Consider the following 16336-nt stretch of genomic DNA (forward strand, 5'->3'; position numbering starts at 1 on the left):
CCCCGTGGGGGTGGGCGCGGCGGCCGCCTGTCCATTGGGTGTTGCCCGATCAGGTGTTACTCGACGACCTTGAGCAGCTTGTTGGGCGTGCCCTCGCTCGGGTTCGAGATCTTGTCCGCGGTCGCTCCGTCGGTCAGGGCCTTGGCGACGGCGTCCGGCTTGGCGTCCGGGTGGGCCGCGAGGTAGACGGCGGCGGCGCCCACGACGTGCGGGGTCGCCATCGACGTGCCGGAGATGGTGTTGGTGGCGTCGTCGCCCGTGTTCCAGGCGGACGTGATGTCCGAGCCCGGCGCGTAGATGTCCACGACCTTGCCGAAGTTGGAGAAGTCGGACTGCTCGTCGTCCTTGGTGGAGGAGGCGACCGTGATGGCCTCCGGCACGCGGGACGGGGAGCCCTGGCCGGCGTCCGAGGACTCGTTGCCGGCCGCGACCGCGAAGGTGACGCCGGAGGCGATGGCCTTCTGGACCGCCGCGTCGAGCGCTTCGTCGGCGCCGCCGCCCAGACTCATGTTGGCGACCGAGGGGCCCTCGTGGTTCTTGGTGACCCAGTCGATGCCGGCGACGACCTGCTCCGTGGTGCCGGAGCCCTGGTCGTCCAGGACGCGGACCGCGACGATCTTCGCCTTCTTGGCGACGCCGTGCGCCTCGCCGGCGATGGTGCCGGCGACGTGCGTGCCGTGGCCGTTGCCGTCGTCCGCGTTGTCGTCGTTGTCGACGGCGTCGAAGCCGGAGGTGGCGCGACCGCCGAAGTCCTTGTGGCTGACGCGGACACCGGTGTCGATGACGTACGCCGTGGCGCCCTCACCGGCCGCGTCCGGGTACGTGTACTTCTTGTCGCCCGCGGTGTCGTCCTGGTCGATGCGGTCCAGGCCCCACGACGGCGGGTTGTCCTGCGTCGCGTTGATGCTGAACTTCTTGGACTGGACGACCTTGCCGACGGCCGGGTCGGCGGCCAGACGCTTGGCCTCGGTCTCGCTGAGGCTCTTCGCCGAGAAGCCGTTGATCGCGGAGGAGTAGTTCCGCTTCAGCTCGCCGCCGTACTCCTCGGCGAGGTCGGACTTGGCTCCCTTGTCGGCCTTCTCGTCGAGCATGACGATGTAGCTGCCTGCGACGGCGCCCTTGGCGTCGGCTCCGTAGACCTTGCCCTCGGCGGGGGTTGCCGCACCGGCGAACGAGGTCGCGAAGACGGTGACGCCGGCCGCGGTGGCGGCGGTGGCTATCGCCGCGACGAGCTTCACCGAGCGGACACGCTTGTGAGTTGCCATGAAGAGGGGTCTCCTCGTGGTGCTTGTGGGGGGTATGTGGGGGGTTTCAAAACTTCACTGCAACGCCCCCCGAGATCCGGAAGATCTCCGGGCGTTGGGACGAAACCATGTCTGATTGACGCGCGCAGATCAATACCTACATACACCTGTGACTTGTTCAACAAGGTTCTGTAATAACAAATCGGGCCCCCGTCGGCAGATCGGACACCGCGGGGCCGAATCCCGTAAGTCGCCATAGATGTAAGGGGCTTGTGACGCCCCGGCCCGGCGGTGGCCGCGGTGGCTGCCGGACCCCCTGGGCATGAAAGAACGCCGGACGGGCTGGAGGTGTCCAGCCCGTCCGGCGTTCGGGGACGATGTCGGCGAAGGCGGTGGGGCCCTTACACCGTCGTCAGAACCTTGCGCTCCTCGAAGGAGTCGATGGTCCGCGTGAAGTCCCGCGTCGAGAGCAGCAGCTTGTAAATGATGGCGAGCTCGAAGACGAGGAGCAGCGCGCCGGAGACGATCGTCGCCGGAAGCACCACGTCGAACAGCGGGCCGATCATGAAGACGCCCATCTGGAACTCGATGCCGCTCACCAGGTGCGTACGAATCCGGTGCCGCAGCAGGAAGGAGCGCGCCCGCAGGTACGCGGGGAACTTGCCCCGGAACTCCTGGTGCAGGTCGATGACCTGCTTCTTGGGCGCGGGTGCGGCCCCGACGGCCTCGACGGCCTCCAGGGCCTCCACGGCCTCCACGGCCTCCACGGCCTCCGGAGTCTGCGGCACTCCCTGCTCCGCCCGCGTCTTCTGCAGGTCCTGCTCGATGTCGGCCTCGGGGTTGTCCCGCAGGAGGTCCTCCATGAAGGCGAGCTCGGCCTGGTTCTCGGCCCGGCGCGCCGCCCGCATGCGGCTCTTGATCTGCTTGCGCATGGTGTGCCGGATCTTGAAGATCTCGAGCCCGTTGATGTAGCGCAATGTGTCGAGGGCCACCACGGCGACCGCGGCCCAGATATAGAAGGCATCCCCGGTGCGGTGGAACTGTCCGCCCATCAGGGCCACCGCACACGCCATCACGCGAATCCGGTCGAAGACGAAGTCCAGCCAGGCGCCGAATACCGAACCGGTGCCGGTGAGGCGCGCGACCTTTCCGTCCATGCAGTCGAGGATGAAGCTGCAGTGGTAGACGACGGCGCCGACGACCAGCCACTGCCAGTCACCCATCGCGAAGAACGCCGCGGAGACGAGCCCCAGCAAGAACGCGCCCCAGGTGATCTGGTTGGGCGTGATCCGGGTCCGCATCGCCGTCCACCGCACGAGAGGCGTGGCGACCGGATCGACCAGAATCACGGTCCACCAGGCGTCTCGCTTCTTCTGGGTAATACGGCGCACCTCGTCGAGGGGCGGTATGTCTCGTCGCATGTGGGGTCAACTTCCTGGCGTTCGCGGAACGTTCACCTCACGCTAAGAAGCCATTGGTTCAACTTACAAGTAGCAGAGCGTGCAACCTTTCGGGTGGGGTAATGGTCGAACGGGCAAGACGAGTCAATACCTATGCCAGAACCACCCTGCGTTACCTGAGCGTTATCGAACGACAGGTATGTAACAGAATTGTCCGGGGTGCAACGGAATAGCGTTTTCAAGCATCGGGCTCGCGCCCGTCGGGGCGAATGCAGTACGCCCCGACGAGCCCGATCCGCGTCCCGACGGCCGCCGGCGTCACCTCCCGGCCGGCCCCGCCGCCTTCGCCAGCTCCTCCTCGATCAGGTCCGCCGCCCTCTTCGTGCCGCCCTCCCCCGCCATCCCGGCGCGTATTCCGGCCAGACGCCGCGCCACCTCCGGGTCGTCCGTCAGGGCGAGCACGGCGTCCCGCAGCGTCCGGGCGGTGACCTCCTCCATCGGTATGTGCCGGGCCACCCCGAGCGCCTGGAGCATGTCCGCGTTGCCGAACTGGTCGACGGCCTGCGGCACCGCGACCATCGGCGTCGCGGTGGCGAGTCCTTCCTGGCTGCCGCCCGCGCCGGCGTGCGTGATGAAGGCATCGGCCTGCTTGAGGACCGCGAGCTGCGGGACCCACTGGCGGACCTCCACGTTCCGGGGGATGTCCCCCAGTTCGCCCGCCTCGACGTGCTTGCCGACCTGGAGCACCACATGCCAGCCGGGCAGATCCCCGAACGCCTTGACGCACTCGCGATAGAAAGCGGGCTGCTTGGTGAAGGACGAACCGAGCGAGACGAGCAGCACCTTCTCCGCGTCGGCAGGACGCCGCCAGTCGCCCTGCGCCGAGCGGTCGCCCTGGCAGGCGCCGACGAATGTGTGCACCGTCTCGTCGACCCGGTCGGCGTTCGGCTGGAGCGCCTTGGGGATCAGGACCAGCGAGCGGGGCGGGCGGCCGACGAAGGAGTCGGGGTCCTGAGTGACACCGTTCTCCTCCAGCCAGGCATGGAAGCGCGCGTAATACGCCTTCCCGCGCTCGGTTTCCTTCAGCTCGGCGTACATCGGCTCCGAGACCTCTTCCTCATAGCCGTCCCAGGCCACGAGGTTCGGTGAGAGCGAGATCTCGGGCACACCCCAGCGGCGGGCGAGCACCCGCGCGGGATACGAGGTGATGTCGTGCAGGACGAGGTCCGGCTCGTCGCCCTCGTACGCCGCCGCCAGCTGCGGCAGCGTCTCGATCCCCTCGGTGAGGAACGGTTCGATGTTGTCGATCAGTTCGGTGCCCCAGGCCTCGGGGTCGTCGTCCGGGCCCGGCAGCGTCGTCTCGAAGAGCACGGGCTCGGCGCCGGTCTCGGCGACCTTCCCGGCGAAGAGCGGCGGGATCGCGTACGTCACGCGGTGGCCGCGGGCGACGAGCTCACGGATCACTTCGAGGCTCGGGTTGACGTGCCCGTGCGCGGCGATGGAGAACATGGCGATATGGGCACGCTGGCGTGAGGTCATGTCCGGAACCTTAAACGAGACGAGACGTCTCGTGCAACCGGATGACCTGTCCGACGCGGCCGACTCCGCGATGTGCCTATCTCTGGTACCGCGCCAGCACCAGGTTTCCGTCCTCCACCAAGCGCTCGCGCAATTCGTCCGGACCGATCGCCCCGCTGTAGTACTCCTGGAGTGCCGGGGTGGCCACCTTGTCCTTCCACTCCGGATAGCCGCGCACGGACTGCGCGGGCGCCGGGCGCAGACCCTCGGCGAGGGCCGTGCCCGCGGCCCAGTCGTCCTTCTTCGTGCGCAGGGCGGGATCCTTCAGCGCCTCCTTGCCCGTCGGCAGCATCCAGTCGCCGCGCGCGAGTTTCACCATGTTGTCCGGCTGCAGGAAGAAGTCGATGAACTCGGCCGCCTCCTTCTTGTGCGGGCTGTCCTCGGAGACGGACAAGGTCTGCGGGCTGACGCCCTGCGCGAGGCCCTCCGCTCCGGCCGGAGCGGGAAGCACCTGCCAGTCGAAACCCTTCGGCGCCTGCTGGACGATCTGCTGGCGGTAGGAGAAGCCGAGCGGGACCATCGCGTACTTCCCGCCGAAGAAGCCGGGCAGCGTGTCGGAGCCGCCCATGCCCAGGGTGGTTCCGGACGCGCTCTTGTCGGTGTTGACCTGGTCGTGGACCGTACGCGGCATGATCTCGTCGGCCGCCTCGAAGCGGACGTCGACCTTGCCGTCCTCGCCCCGGTGGAACATCTTTCCGCCGGTCGACAGCGAGAGGTTCAGCGTCGCGGACACCGGCTCCTTGAGCGGCCAGGCCACGCCGTACTTCCCGTCCTTGCCGTCGCCCAGCTCCTTGCTGACCGAACGGAACTCCTCCCAGCTCCACGGTTTGTCGGGGGTGGGAATCCGCACGCCCGACTTCTTGAGCCACTTCGCGTTGGCGATCAGGACCCGGGGCTCCTGGAGGAAAGGCACTCCGTAGACCTTGCCGTCGAACGTCGCCGTCTGCCAGCTGCGCTCGGGGATGTCGGACTTGAGGCGCTCGGGGAGCAGCTCGCCGATGTCCGCGAGATACCCGCCGTACGCGAAGTCGGCGAGGTCGTCCGAGGCGTCGTGGATGATGTCGGGCGCCTCGCCGCCCTCGAAGGAGGTCAGCAGCTGGTCGTGGACGCTGTCCCAGCTGCCCTGCACGTATTCGACGCGGACATCGGGGTGGGTTTCGTTCCACTCCTCGACGAGGGCCTTGTTGGCGTCGACGGACTCCTTCTGCCAGGCCAGGGACTGGAACTGGAGCGTGATCTTCCCGTCGTCGTCGCCCGAGTCGCCGCTGCAACCGGTGAGCAGCAGCGCGAGCGCCAGGCCGGCGGCGGTCACGAGACGTGGTGCTGCGCGCATCAGGCCTTCACCGCCCCTGCCAGCATGCCGCCCGTGATCCGCTTCTGGATGATCGCGAAGATGACGAGCGAGGGGATGGTCGCGAGGAACGCGGCCGCGGCGAGCGGCCCGAGGTCCGCGACGCCCTCGGTGCCGATGAAGCGGTTGAGGATGACCGGCAAGGTCTGCTTCTCCGGGGTCTTGAGCAGGACGAGCGCGAAGAAGAACTCGTTCCATGCGGTGATGAAGGCGAACATCGCCGTGGCGACGATGCCGGGGGCGAGCAGCGGCGCGACCACCGAGACGAAGGTGCGCACCTTGCTCGCGCCGTCGACCGCGGCCGCCTCTTCGAGTTCGGTGGGCACGGCGCGGACGTACCCGACGAGCATCCACAGCGCGAAGGGCAGCGACCACACCACATAGACCATGATCAGGCCGAGCAGCGAGTTGATCAGGTGCAGGTTCTTCAGGATCAGGAACAGCGGGATGATGATCAGGACGAAGGGGAACGCCTGACTGATCACCACCCAGCCCGTCGCCGCCTTCGAGACGCGATTGCGGTGCCGCGCCATGACGTACGCCATCGGGGTCGCGATGACGACCGCGATCAGGGAGGCGCTGAGCGCCGCGACCAGGGAGTTGCCCGCGGCCCGGAGCAACGGCTGCTCGTCGAAGGCCTGCCGGAAGTTCTCCAGGGTCGGGTTCTCGGGAATCCAGGTGGGATTCAGGCTGCCCAGTTCCCGCGCGGGTTTGAAGGCCGTGGAGATCAGCCACAGGAACGGGAAGGCGAGGAAGACGAGATAGGCGGCGAGCGCCGCGTACTGCGCGGTGCGCGTGGACTTCTTCGTACGCATCATGACTCGTCGGCTCCCTTCAGACGGCCGACGAGGTAGAAGGCGAGGATCACGGAGATCACCGCGACCATCACGCAGCCCATGGCGGCGGCATAGCCGAACTGGCCGTAGCGGAAGGCCTCTTCGTAGGCGAAGAGCATGGGAAGGCGGGTGCGGCCGCCGGGGCCGCCCTGGGTGAGGACGTAGACCAGGGCGAAGGAGTTGAAGTTCCAGATGAAGTTGAGCGCCGTGATGGCGAGGGCGATCGGCTTGATGGCGGGCCAGGTGACGGTACGGAAGCGGCGCCAGGCGCCCGCGCCGTCCATCGCGGCGGCCTCGTGCAGTTCGCGCGGGGTGTTCTGCAGCCCGGCGAGCAGCGCGACAGTGGTCTGCGGCATGCCCGCCCAGACGCCGACGACGATCACGGCGAGGAGCGCGGTGGAGGTGCCGGTCAGCCAGTCCGTGCCCTCGCCGAGGCCGAGGTCGGACATCGTCTCGTTCAGGACGCCCGCGTCCGGGTGGTAGACGAGCCGCCACATGATGCCGACGACCACCTCGGGCATCGCCCAGGGAATGATCGCGAGCGCCCGCGCCAGCCAGCGCATCCGCAACGGCTGGTTGAGCAGCAGGGCGAGGCCGAGCGCGAGGAAGAACTGCGGCACGGTGACGCCGAACGCCCAGATCAGGCCGATGCGGAACGAGTCCCAGAACAGCGTGTCGTGCAGCAGGTCCTGGAAGTTGAGGGCGCCGATCCACTGGGTCGGCTCGGTTCGGCCCGACTGGGAATCGGTGAACGCGAGCACGATGCCGTAGAGCAGCGGACCCACGCTGAGGATCAGGATCGGGATCAGTGCGGGAAGGACCAGGAACCAGGCGCCGTGGTCCGTGCCTCTGCGGGCGGACGCGCCTTTCGCTGACCGCTTCGTTGCGGTCGCCAATGTCACGGAATCGGCTCCTTTGGGCGGCTCATCGGGGTTTGGCCGCCCAGGCGGCCCCCGTCATCGTGCTGATGGGATCTTGATACGTCAAGCAGCTGCGCAGGCCGAGCAGCCTCTTGGCCTGTGCAAATGGGAGACTGTGCCGGCGAACGGAGCGAGCGGTGCGGGAGGCAACGGATGGACGAGGCGCGGGCGAGGGACGTACTGAGCGCGGCGGGACTCGGGCGGGACGCGGCGCTGCTCGCACTCGGCGAGAACGCGGTGTTCGCCGACGGCGAGTCGGTGGTCAAGGTCGGGCGTGCGGCGCCCGGGCTTCTCGACCGTGCGCGGCGTGAGTTGCGCGTCGCGCGGTGGCTGGAGGAGTCGGACGTGCCCGCGGTGCGGGCGGCCGAGGCCGAGCCCCGTCTGGTGGACGGGCATCCGGTGACGGTGTGGCAACGGCTGCCCGAGGCCGTGCGTCCGGCCGAGCCGCGTGACCTCGCCGCGCTCCTCCGCCTCGTGCACGCCCTTCCCGCACCCGGCTTCGAGCTGCCACGGCGCGAACTCCTCGGCGGGGTCGAGCGCTGGCTGCGGCTGGCCGGCGACACGATCGACGTCGAGGACGCGGACTATCTGCGCGAGCGCAGGGACGGCTTCGAGGCGGCGGCGTCGGCGCTCACCCCCCGCCTCGCTCCCGGCCCCATTCACGGCGACGCCCTCCCCCGCAATGTCCTCGTGGGCGCGGACGGTCCGGTCCTGGTGGATCTGGAGACCTTCTCCGCCGACCTGCGGGAGCACGATCTCGTGGTGCTCGCGCTCTCGCGCGACCGGTACGGACTGCCGGACGAGGCGTACGACGGGTTCGTCGCGGAGTACGGCTGGGACGTACGGGAGTGGGAGGGGTGCGCGGTGCTCCGGGGCGCGCGGGAGACGGCCAGCTGTGCGTGGGTCGCACAGCACGCTCCCGGCAACCCGAAGGCCCTTGCCGAGTTCCGCCGCCGGGTCGCCTCGCTGCGTGACGGGGACACCGGCGTGCGGTGGTACCCCTTCTGAAGTGTGCCGGACGCCGCCGGAGGCCTCAGACTCCGGACGCGGACTCGCTGAACTGCTCCCGCAGCGGCCAGGTACCGTCCACCACGGCTTCCTGCTGCCCCTTGGACCGCAGGAATTTCTGGAAGTCCGCCGCCCACTGCGCATACCAGTCGATCTGGCGGCGGTGCAGCTCCGCCGGGCCGAAAGCGGCCAGCTTGGGGTGGCGGTCGGCTATCGCCGCGGCCAGGCGGGCGGCGGCCAGGGCGTCCGACGTGGCGTCGTGGGCGGACTCCAGGCGCACGCCGTACTCCGTGCAGACCGCTTCGAGGTTCCGCTTGCCCTTGCGGTAGCGCTCGACGGAGCGGTCGATCGCGTACGGGTCGATGACCGGGGCCGGTTCCGCGCCGCCCAGGCGCTCGCGCAGGGACGGCAGGCCGTGCCGGTGCAACTCGGCGGAGAGCAGGGTCAGGTCGAAGGTGGCGTTGTAGGCGACGACCGGGACGCCCGACAGCCAGTACGACACGAGGACCGCCGCTATCGCGTCGGCGACTTCCGACGCCGGTCTGCCGTGCGCCGTGGCGCGTTCGTTCGAGATGCCGTGCACCGCGACGGCCTCCGCCGGGATCTCGACCCCCGGGTCGGCGAGCCATTCCTTGCGGCCCAGTGTCTCGCCGGCCCTGATCTCGATCACCGCCGCCGTGACGATGCGTGCCGTGTACGGATCCGTCCCGGTCGTCTCCAGGTCGAAACCGATCAGCAGCTCCCGGTGCCAGCCCATGGCCGCCCCCTTCTCTGTGGTGCTTTCCCCCATTGACCACCACGATCCCACGCGCCACTGACAATCCGAGGCGCGCGTTCCGGTTAGTGCCTGCGCATGCCGTCCCGGCCTCTCAAGACACCGGCCGCGAGTCCGCCCAGGCCAGCTCGAACTCCTCCCGGTACGTCTCGAAGAGTCCGTTCTCGTCCGTCTCGTCCGCCTTGACCACCCGGCGTCCGCCGCGCAGCACGAGCACCGGCGCCTCCATCCCCCGCGTCCTTCGCAGATACGACTGGACGACCGCGATGCCGTCCGCGCCGTCCCCGTCGACCAGATACGCGGTGAAGCGCGGCGTCTCGTCGAAGACCTGGATCTCGAAGGCGCCCGGATCGCGCAAACGGGCCCGCACCCGGCGCATGTGCAGGATGTTCATCTCGACGCTGCGGCTCAGCTCGCCCCGCTTCAGGCCCAGTTCGCGCTCCCGGCGCTTGACCGCGCTGCTGGCCGGGTTGAGGAAGAGCAGCCGCACCCGGCAGCCCGACTCCGCGAGGCGCACGAGGCGGCGTCCGGAGAAGTTCTGGACCAGGAGGTTCAGGCCTATCCCGATCGCGTCGAGGCGGCGGGCGCCGCCGAAGAGGTCCTCGGCGGGGAACTGCCGCAGGAGCCGCACCCGGTCCGAGTGGACGCCGACCACGTCGGCGTACCGGTCGCCCACCAGGGACTCGACGGCGTCGACGGGCAGCCGGCGCGCGGACGGCGTGTCGGTGCCGGCGCCGAGTATGTCCAGGAGCTTCGCCGAAGCGCGCTCGGCCTGGGCGAGCACGGCGGTGGACAGCGCGCGGTTGCGCGAGACGACGTTGCGCGTGACTTCCAGCTCGTCCAGGGCGAGTTCGACGTCCCTGCGGTCGTCGAAGTACGGCTCGAAGCAGGGCCAGTGCTGCACCATCAGCTCGCGGAGCTGGGGCAGCGTGAGGAAGCTGAGGACGTTGTCGTCGGCCGGGTCGAGCAAGTAGCCCTTGCGGCGGCTGACTTCGCGTACGGCGACGGCCCGCTGGACCCATTCCTGCCCGGCGGGTCCCGCGGCGGCGACCACCCAGTCGTCGGCGTGGACCGGTTCGTAGATGGGGCGCAGAACAGCGGCCACGACCGCGCGCAGCCGCTGTTCCACGAGATTCAGCCAGATGTAGGCCCGCCCGGCGCGCTGGGCGCGTGTGCGCACCTCGCGCCAGGCGTCGGCACCCCAGTCCAGTTCGGGTCCGATCTGAGATCCCATCTCCATCGGCCGCGCCAGGGACACCGCTCCGGGCGGGCCGTCCGCGGAACTCCCCTCGTGACCCTCGTCACCAGGGGGCAGTTCCCGCCCTCCCGAGCTCACCCAGCGCACCCCTTCCGCTCCCCCGGAGCCTCCCCCGTTCAACGATCAAGGAAGGGTACTCCGGGAGCGGCGGCCGGTGCAGCAGGATGGAGAGGGTGCTTTCTCAACTACCGCACGCCTGTATGGCCGTTCTGGTCGGCGAGGTCGGCGGGAGTGAGCGGATTCATAGCGGTCACGTCACGCGGGGCGAGCGAGAAGCCCTGCCAGTGGACCGGCATGGGCTGCTGGTCCTCGTCCCGCGCGATGTGGTGGAAGCCGATGTTGACCCAGGTGATCGGGTGCTTCAGCGTCTGGCCGTTGACCCATTTGTCCACGCTCTTGGGCCCGCAGTTCTCGGAAAGATTGTCGCTGGTGTACTTCTCGCACTTCTTGTACTCGGTGAAGTACACGTCGTGGTTGCTGTAGTTGCGTCCGGGGTGCTTGACGGTGTGACCGGGCACGATCTCGTACGACCGCTTGTGGCCGTCCGCGTTCTTGCCCGCCGCGCTCACCACGCGCCACCAGCGCATGCCCTTGACGTCGCCGATGAGTTCCTTGGTGACGGGGGTGCGGGTCGTCTTCGTCTTCGGGTTGCCGTTCCCGGTGGGCGGCGTCACCTTGGAGTCGTACTGCTCGACCTTGGCCTTCGGGGAGCCGTCGAGGCCGAAGTTGAGGCGCCAGGAGACGTTGTGGCTGTGGCTCTCCGCGTAGTCACGGGCGCCCTTGCCGATGGGCCAGCCGCGGCCGTCGGTTCCGTTGTAGTCCTCGGGTGCGAGGCTGCCGGTCGCGCCGACGTTCGAGCTGATCACGCCGTCCGACGAGAAGCGCCACTCGGTGATGTACTCGTACCAGGACGCCTGGTTGACGGTGTAGACGAGCAGGTCCTTGCCCTGCGCCTGGTAGACCTTGCCGGGGTTCGAGTAGAGGTCCGGGGTCATGCGGTAGGCGTGCCCACGCGCGCGCGTGGTGGTGCACAGGCCCTTCACCTTGCCTCCGGGTATGGGCGAGGAACTGCCGACCTTGACGGTCTTGATGGTGCCGCCGGGGCACTCGGAGGGCTTCAGCGGGACGAGGTCCGTGCCGAAGGTGGCGCCGGTGAGGTCCTGGTACTCGTTCTCGCCGTCGTCGTAGGGCACGTGCACCTGGGCGAGCCGTGCGCTGGTGAGGACGGGGATGGGCTTGGGCTCGTTCTTCGGCTGGTACGAGATGTTGTCGAGCACGAGGCCGGCGTTGGTGTTGTAGTGCCAGCACATGCGCCAGGTGGTGCCGCCGTCGACGGTCTGTTCGATGCGGTAGTCGGCGCTGCACGCCGGGGCGGCGGCAGCGGGGGCGTCCTTGGCGGCGTTCTGGGTGGCGCCCGCCGGGCCTGCGGCGGCGACGGCGGTGCCCAGGAGCGCGGTGACCGCAAGGCCGATGGAGACGCGCTTGCGGGCGCGCCCAAGTCTGTTCACGAGCATGCGAGATGACTCCCTTGTACGGAAGTGAAGGAGCGCGGGCAGGTGGTCCCCGCCGCTGCCGCTCAGCGGAGGCGGGTGACGGTGCGGTCGCTCAGGTCGACGATCAGGTCACGGGTGTCGATCCAGGGGCCGTTGACGACCTTGCTGACGACGCTGAGGCACCGGTGTTCGCCGCACTCGGCGAGCGGGGCCGGCAGCTTCTCGACGGTCTCCTTGTGGAAGACGAAGGCGCTGAGCGTCAGCTGGTCCGGCGAGGTGAGCTCCTTGCCCATCGCGTCCTTGTAGTCGCTCTTGAGGTCCTTGCCGAGCGGGTCGGCGATCAGCAGCTGAGCCGCCTCGCGCAGTTCTTCCCTGGCCGCCGGCGGCTGGACGCCGTGCGAGGTGTCGGTGTCCTCCACCTTGCCCGTGTCGAGGTTGACCGTCTTGGTGACCAGCGCGTCGGACTTGTAGTCGTAGTAGACGATCTCCGCGCGGCGCGGCCTCTCGGGGTCGAGGGCCTCGGTCGGGTCCGCCTCGCTGAGGTTGCTCGCGAGGAGCTGCGGGCCGCGGTCGCCCTCCACGTCACGGGCGGACCTGCGGAGATTGCCGGTCATGGCGATCTGCTCGGCCCGCTTCATCTCGTCGTCGGTCAGCGGGTCGCTGCCGATGCCCTTGTCGCCCTCTTCGGGCGCTGCCTCGACGACCCCGTCCTTCGGGATCGCGTTCTGCTGTGCCGCTCCCGCGGCCGCGCTGCGGTCCTGGCCCCGGGACTCCCCCGCCCCGGCCGAGTCCGGCAGCGTGATTCCTGCCATCACGGCGGTGGCTGCCACGGCGACCGCCGTACCGGCCACTACCTTCCCCAGATGGCGTCTGACTATTTCGCGCACATCCCCCCCAATTTCCCCTGTTGCCCCACTTATGGGCATGACAAGTGTGTGGTCGGCCGGTTAGACGGTCTCAACTCCTGCGTGGTTGCTCCACTTTCGGGGAGACTCTCGCCAATGTGACCCCGGGCCGAGGGGGCGGTAGTGGAAGAGTCGGATGCATGCAGGTGTGGCCAGGGCAGGCGTATCCACTCGGTGCGACGTACGACGGCGCCGGCACGAACTTCGCGGTCTTCTCCGAGACCGCCGACCGCATGGAGCTCTGTTTGTTGCACGACGACGGCTCGGAGACAGCCGTCGAGCTGCGTGAATCCGACGCGTTCGTGCGGCACGCGTACCTGCCCGGCGTGATGCCGGGCCAGCGGTACGGCTTCCGTGTGCACGGGCCCTACGAACCCGAGCAGGGGCACCGCTGCAACTCGGCGAAGCTGCTGCTCGATCCTTACGCCCGGGCGGTCAGCGGCCGGGTCGACTGGGGAGAGGAGGTGTACGGCTACCGGTTCGGCGCCCCGGACAAACGCAACGACTTGGACTCCGCGCCGCACATGATGACCTCCGTGGTGGTCAATCCGTACTTCGACTGGGGCGACGACCGCCCGCCCCGCACCCCGTACAACGAGACCGTCCTCTACGAGGCCCACGTCAAGGGCCTGACCATGCTGCACCCGGATCTTCCCGACGAGCTGCGCGGGTCGTACGCGGCGCTCGCGCATCCGGCGATCATCGAGCACCTCACGCAGCTGGGCGTGACGGCTCTCGAACTGATGCCGGTGCACCAGTTCGTGAACGACCACCGTCTTGTCGACATGGGCCTGAACAACTACTGGGGCTACAACACGATCGGCTTCTTCGCGCCCCACAACGCCTACGCCTCCTGGGGCGACCGGGGCGAGCAGGTCCTGGAGTTCAAGCAGGCGGTGAAGGCGCTGCACGAGGCGGACATCGAGGTGATCCTCGACGTCGTCTACAACCACACGGCCGAGGGCAACCACCTGGGCCCGACGCTGTCCTTCAAGGGCCTGGACAACGCCTCGTACTACCGCCTCATGGATGATCCCCGCTACTACATGGACACCACGGGGACCGGCAACTCCCTCCTGATGCGGTCGCCGCACGTGCTTCAGATGATCATGGACTCGCTGCGGCACTGGGTCACCGACATGCATGTGGACGGCTTCCGCTTCGATCTCGCGGCGACGCTCGCCCGGCAGTTCCACGAGGTGGACCGGCTTTCGTCGTTCTTCGACCTCGTGCAGCAGGACCCCGTGGTGAGCCAGGTGAAGCTGATCGCCGAGCCGTGGGACGTCGGGGAGGGCGGCTACCAGGTCGGCAACTTCCCGCCGCTGTGGACCGAGTGGAACGGCATGTACCGCGACACCGTGCGCGACCTGTGGCGGGGCGAACCGCGCACCCTCGCGGAGTTCGCGTCCCGGCTCACCGGCTCGTCCGACCTCTACCAGGACGACGGGCGGCGCCCTCTGGCGTCGATCAACTTCACCACCTGCCACGACGGTTTCACGCTGCACGACCTCGTCTCGTACAACGACAAGCACAACGAGGCCAACGGCGAGGACAACCAGGACGGCGAGAGCCACAACCGCTCCTGGAACTGCGGCGCGGAGGGCCGGACGGACGACCCTCAGATCCTGGAGCTGCGCGAACGGCAGATGCGCAACTTCATCGCGACGCTGATGCTCTCGCAAGGCGTCCCCATGCTCAGCCACGGCGACGAGTTCGCCCGGACGCAAGGGGGCAACAACAACGCCTACTGCCAGGACAACGACATCGCCTGGGTGCGCTGGCCGGAGGGCGAGAACGCCCAGCTGGAGTTCACGCGCGCGATGGCGTGGCTGCGGCGCGATCACCCCGTCTTCCGGCGGCGGCGGTTCTTCCACGGCCGTCCGGTCGAGGGCACGCACGACGAGCTCTCGGACATCGCCTGGTTCACGCCCGAGGGCGACGAGATGACGCAGGAGGACTGGGACGCCTCGCACGCGCGGGCGCTGACGGTGTTCCTGAACGGCAACGCCATCTCCGAGCCGGGCCCGCGCGGCGAGCGGATCACCGACGACTCGTTCCTGATGATGTTCAACGCGTCGGCGCACCCGCTGGAGTTCGTGATTCCGGTCAATCACGGCCGCCAGTGGCAGGTGGTCGTGGACACCGCGCAGGCGGAGGGCGTGCCACCGGACACGGGGATGAAGGCGGGGGCCGGTGAGCGCCTGACACTGACCGACCGCAGCCTCATCGTCCTGCGGCGCCCTGCCTGACCGGAGGTGCGTCGTTCGCGCCGCCGTCCGCCCCGGGGCGGGCGGCGAGCGCGACGAGGAACGCGACGGCGGCGGCCGCGCTGCCGAGGGCGAACGCCGCGCCGGGGCCGTACGACTCGGCAAGGCGTCCCGCGACGGCGAGCGTGACCGCCTGGCCGCCCACGAAGGCGCTCGCGGCGAACGTCATCCCCTCGGCGAGCCGCCCCGTCGGGCAGGAGCGCTCGGTGAGCGCGAAGCCGGTGATCAGGTTGGGTGCGTAAACGGCGCCGAACACGGTCACCACGACGTACAGGCCCGTCATGCCGTCCGCCCAGACCAGCGGCAGGGAGAGCAGCGCCGCGGCGGCCGTCGCCACGCGCCAGCGCGCGTGCAGACCGAAGCGCTCGGGCAGCGCGGCCATGGACAGGCCCACGACGGCGCTCATGACGCCCATGGCGGCGTAGACGAGCCCCGCCTGGCCCGGCTGCCCCAGCTCCTCGGTGCGCGCCGTGACGCCCGCTCCGCAGGCGCCGAGCAGCACGCCCAGGAGGACGAGCCCGACGCGTACGACGATCACCTCGCGCGGCAGACGCCGCCGGACGCCACGCGCGCGTGCCCCCTGCGCCGCGCGGGCCGCCCGCACGGTCCTTCCCGTGGGGTGCAGGGCGAAGCCGGAGCCGCAGACGGCGACCAGGAGCGCCGCCGCCCCGAAGGCGTACGCCGGATGGCCCGCGACGGCCGCGAGGCCCACCAGGGCGGGGCCGAGCACGAAGGACAGCTCGTCCATGGTGCTCTCCAGGGACAGCACGGTGTTGACCAGGCGGTCGTCACCGCCCGCCCCGCGCACCAGCGGGACGGCGCGGGCGCGGGCCAGCGGGCCGATCCCCGGGATGCTCGCCCCGGCGAGCACCGCGAGGACGACGAGCGCGGGCGTGGGCAGCCGCAGGACGGCGCCGAGCGTGTACACCGCGATCGCCACGGCGTTGAGCAGCGAGAAGCCGAGGACGACCGGGCGCTGGCCGCACCGGTCGGCGAGGCGGCCGACGAACGGGCCCATGGTCACCTGGCCGAGCGCGAGCGCGCAGGCGACCACGCCTCCCGTGGCGAGCGAGCCGCTGGTCTCGGTGACCAGGAGGACGCTGCCGAACTGGATCATGGCCACGGGGAGCCTGCCGAGGAACGAGATCACCGGCAGGAGCGCTCCGGTGTGCCCGATCACTTCCCGGTAGGTGTCCGGGAATCGTCGTACGCCGGACGCGTCACGTCCGGTCTGTTCCGCTGCGGCCATCGTCCGACGCTAACGACGCCCGGGCCGCCACACGCATGAGTCGATGGCACGA

12 protein-coding genes and 1 pseudogene are annotated in these 16336 nt (G+C 69.3%); 2 read left to right on the top strand and 11 right to left on the bottom strand.

The annotated features are described in order from the left end of the window. Window positions 1-56: 56 nt before the first annotated feature. From IE226_RS18070 to IE226_RS18095, 6 genes and pseudogenes are all read right to left on the bottom strand, one after another. Window positions 57-1265: a S8 family peptidase gene (locus IE226_RS18070; RefSeq protein ID WP_190082302.1), complete on the bottom strand. Its 1209-nt coding sequence runs from the start codon at window positions 1263-1265 to the stop codon at window positions 57-59. Between the two features lie 380 nt (window positions 1266-1645). Further along, on the bottom strand, window positions 1646-2665 hold the full coding sequence (locus tag IE226_RS18075) for a CDP-alcohol phosphatidyltransferase family protein (protein ID WP_190082303.1): 1020 nt from the start codon (window positions 2663-2665) through the stop codon (window positions 1646-1648). 297 nt (window positions 2666-2962) lie between these two features. Further along, a pseudogene (gene mgt, locus IE226_RS18080) lies at window positions 2963-4226 on the bottom strand (macrolide-inactivating glycosyltransferase). A gap of 33 nt (window positions 4227-4259) precedes the next feature. Next, window positions 4260-5555, bottom strand: a complete 1296-nt coding sequence (locus tag IE226_RS18085; RefSeq protein WP_190082305.1) for an ABC transporter substrate-binding protein — start codon at window positions 5553-5555, stop codon at window positions 4260-4262. Further along, a complete protein-coding gene (locus IE226_RS18090) occupies window positions 5555-6391 on the bottom strand; it encodes a carbohydrate ABC transporter permease (RefSeq protein WP_373306984.1) in 837 nt (278 codons plus the stop codon). The genes IE226_RS18085 and IE226_RS18090 overlap by 1 nt, the downstream gene beginning before the upstream one ends. Next, entirely contained in the window at window positions 6388-7311 is a 924-nt protein-coding gene (locus tag IE226_RS18095; RefSeq protein ID WP_190082306.1) for a carbohydrate ABC transporter permease, read from the bottom strand. Before IE226_RS18095 ends, IE226_RS18090 begins: the two co-directional genes overlap by 4 nt. 171 nt (window positions 7312-7482) lie before the next feature. On the opposite strand from IE226_RS18095, the gene IE226_RS18100 reads away from it, so the two are divergent. Further along, entirely contained in the window at window positions 7483-8337 is an 855-nt protein-coding gene (locus IE226_RS18100) for a phosphotransferase enzyme family protein (protein WP_190082307.1), read from the top strand. A gap of 25 nt (window positions 8338-8362) precedes the next feature. Here IE226_RS18100 and IE226_RS18105 read toward each other — a convergent pair whose 3' ends face one another. From IE226_RS18105 to IE226_RS18120, 4 genes are all read right to left on the bottom strand, one after another. Then, complete coding sequence (locus IE226_RS18105) at window positions 8363-9094, bottom strand: 3'-5' exonuclease (protein ID WP_190082308.1); 732 nt, start codon at window positions 9092-9094, stop codon at window positions 8363-8365. Between the two features lie 112 nt (window positions 9095-9206). Continuing rightward, a complete protein-coding gene (locus IE226_RS18110; protein ID WP_190082309.1) occupies window positions 9207-10448 on the bottom strand; it encodes a DUF5919 domain-containing protein in 1242 nt (413 codons plus the stop codon). A gap of 107 nt (window positions 10449-10555) precedes the next feature. Further along, entirely contained in the window at window positions 10556-11884 is a 1329-nt protein-coding gene (locus tag IE226_RS18115) for a copper amine oxidase (protein WP_190082310.1), read from the bottom strand. Between the two features lie 62 nt (window positions 11885-11946). Then, entirely contained in the window at window positions 11947-12693 is a 747-nt protein-coding gene (locus tag IE226_RS18120) for a Tat pathway signal sequence domain protein (protein ID WP_229871154.1), read from the bottom strand. Window positions 12694-12908: 215 nt separating this feature from the next. On the opposite strand from IE226_RS18120, the gene glgX reads away from it, so the two are divergent. Further along, window positions 12909-15017 (top strand): glycogen debranching protein GlgX, encoded by a 2109-nt coding sequence (gene glgX / locus IE226_RS18125; RefSeq protein ID WP_190082312.1) that lies wholly within the window; start codon window positions 12909-12911, stop codon window positions 15015-15017. On the opposite strand, the gene IE226_RS18130 is transcribed toward glgX, so the two are convergent. Beyond that, window positions 14992-16284 (bottom strand): MFS transporter, encoded by a 1293-nt coding sequence (locus IE226_RS18130; RefSeq protein ID WP_190082313.1) that lies wholly within the window; start codon window positions 16282-16284, stop codon window positions 14992-14994. The genes glgX and IE226_RS18130 overlap by 26 nt on opposite strands. Between the last annotated feature and the right edge of the window lie 52 nt (window positions 16285-16336).

Origin of the sequence: Streptomyces longisporoflavus (genome assembly GCF_014649775.1) — a bacterium.
GTDB lineage: Bacteria > Actinomycetota > Actinomycetes > Streptomycetales > Streptomycetaceae > Streptomyces > Streptomyces longisporoflavus.

Excerpts from the sequence above, each read along its gene's own strand:
- IE226_RS18070 (WP_190082302.1), bottom strand. The coding sequence starts at position 1,265 with ATGGCAACTCACAAGCGTGTCCGCTCGGTGAAGCTCGTCGCGGCGATA.
- IE226_RS18075 (WP_190082303.1), bottom strand. The coding sequence starts at position 2,665 with ATGCGACGAGACATACCGCCCCTCGACGAGGTGCGCCGTATTACCCAG.
- IE226_RS18085 (WP_190082305.1), bottom strand. The coding sequence starts at position 5,555 with ATGCGCGCAGCACCACGTCTCGTGACCGCCGCCGGCCTGGCGCTCGCG.
- IE226_RS18090 (WP_373306984.1), bottom strand. The coding sequence starts at position 6,391 with ATGATGCGTACGAAGAAGTCCACGCGCACCGCGCAGTACGCGGCGCTC.
- IE226_RS18100 (WP_190082307.1), top strand. The coding sequence starts at position 7,483 with ATGGACGAGGCGCGGGCGAGGGACGTACTGAGCGCGGCGGGACTCGGG.
- IE226_RS18105 (WP_190082308.1), bottom strand. The coding sequence starts at position 9,094 with ATGGGCTGGCACCGGGAGCTGCTGATCGGTTTCGACCTGGAGACGACC.
- IE226_RS18115 (WP_190082310.1), bottom strand. The coding sequence starts at position 11,884 with ATGCTCGTGAACAGACTTGGGCGCGCCCGCAAGCGCGTCTCCATCGGC.
- glgX (WP_190082312.1), top strand. The coding sequence starts at position 12,909 with ATGCAGGTGTGGCCAGGGCAGGCGTATCCACTCGGTGCGACGTACGAC.
- IE226_RS18130 (WP_190082313.1), bottom strand. The coding sequence starts at position 16,284 with ATGGCCGCAGCGGAACAGACCGGACGTGACGCGTCCGGCGTACGACGA.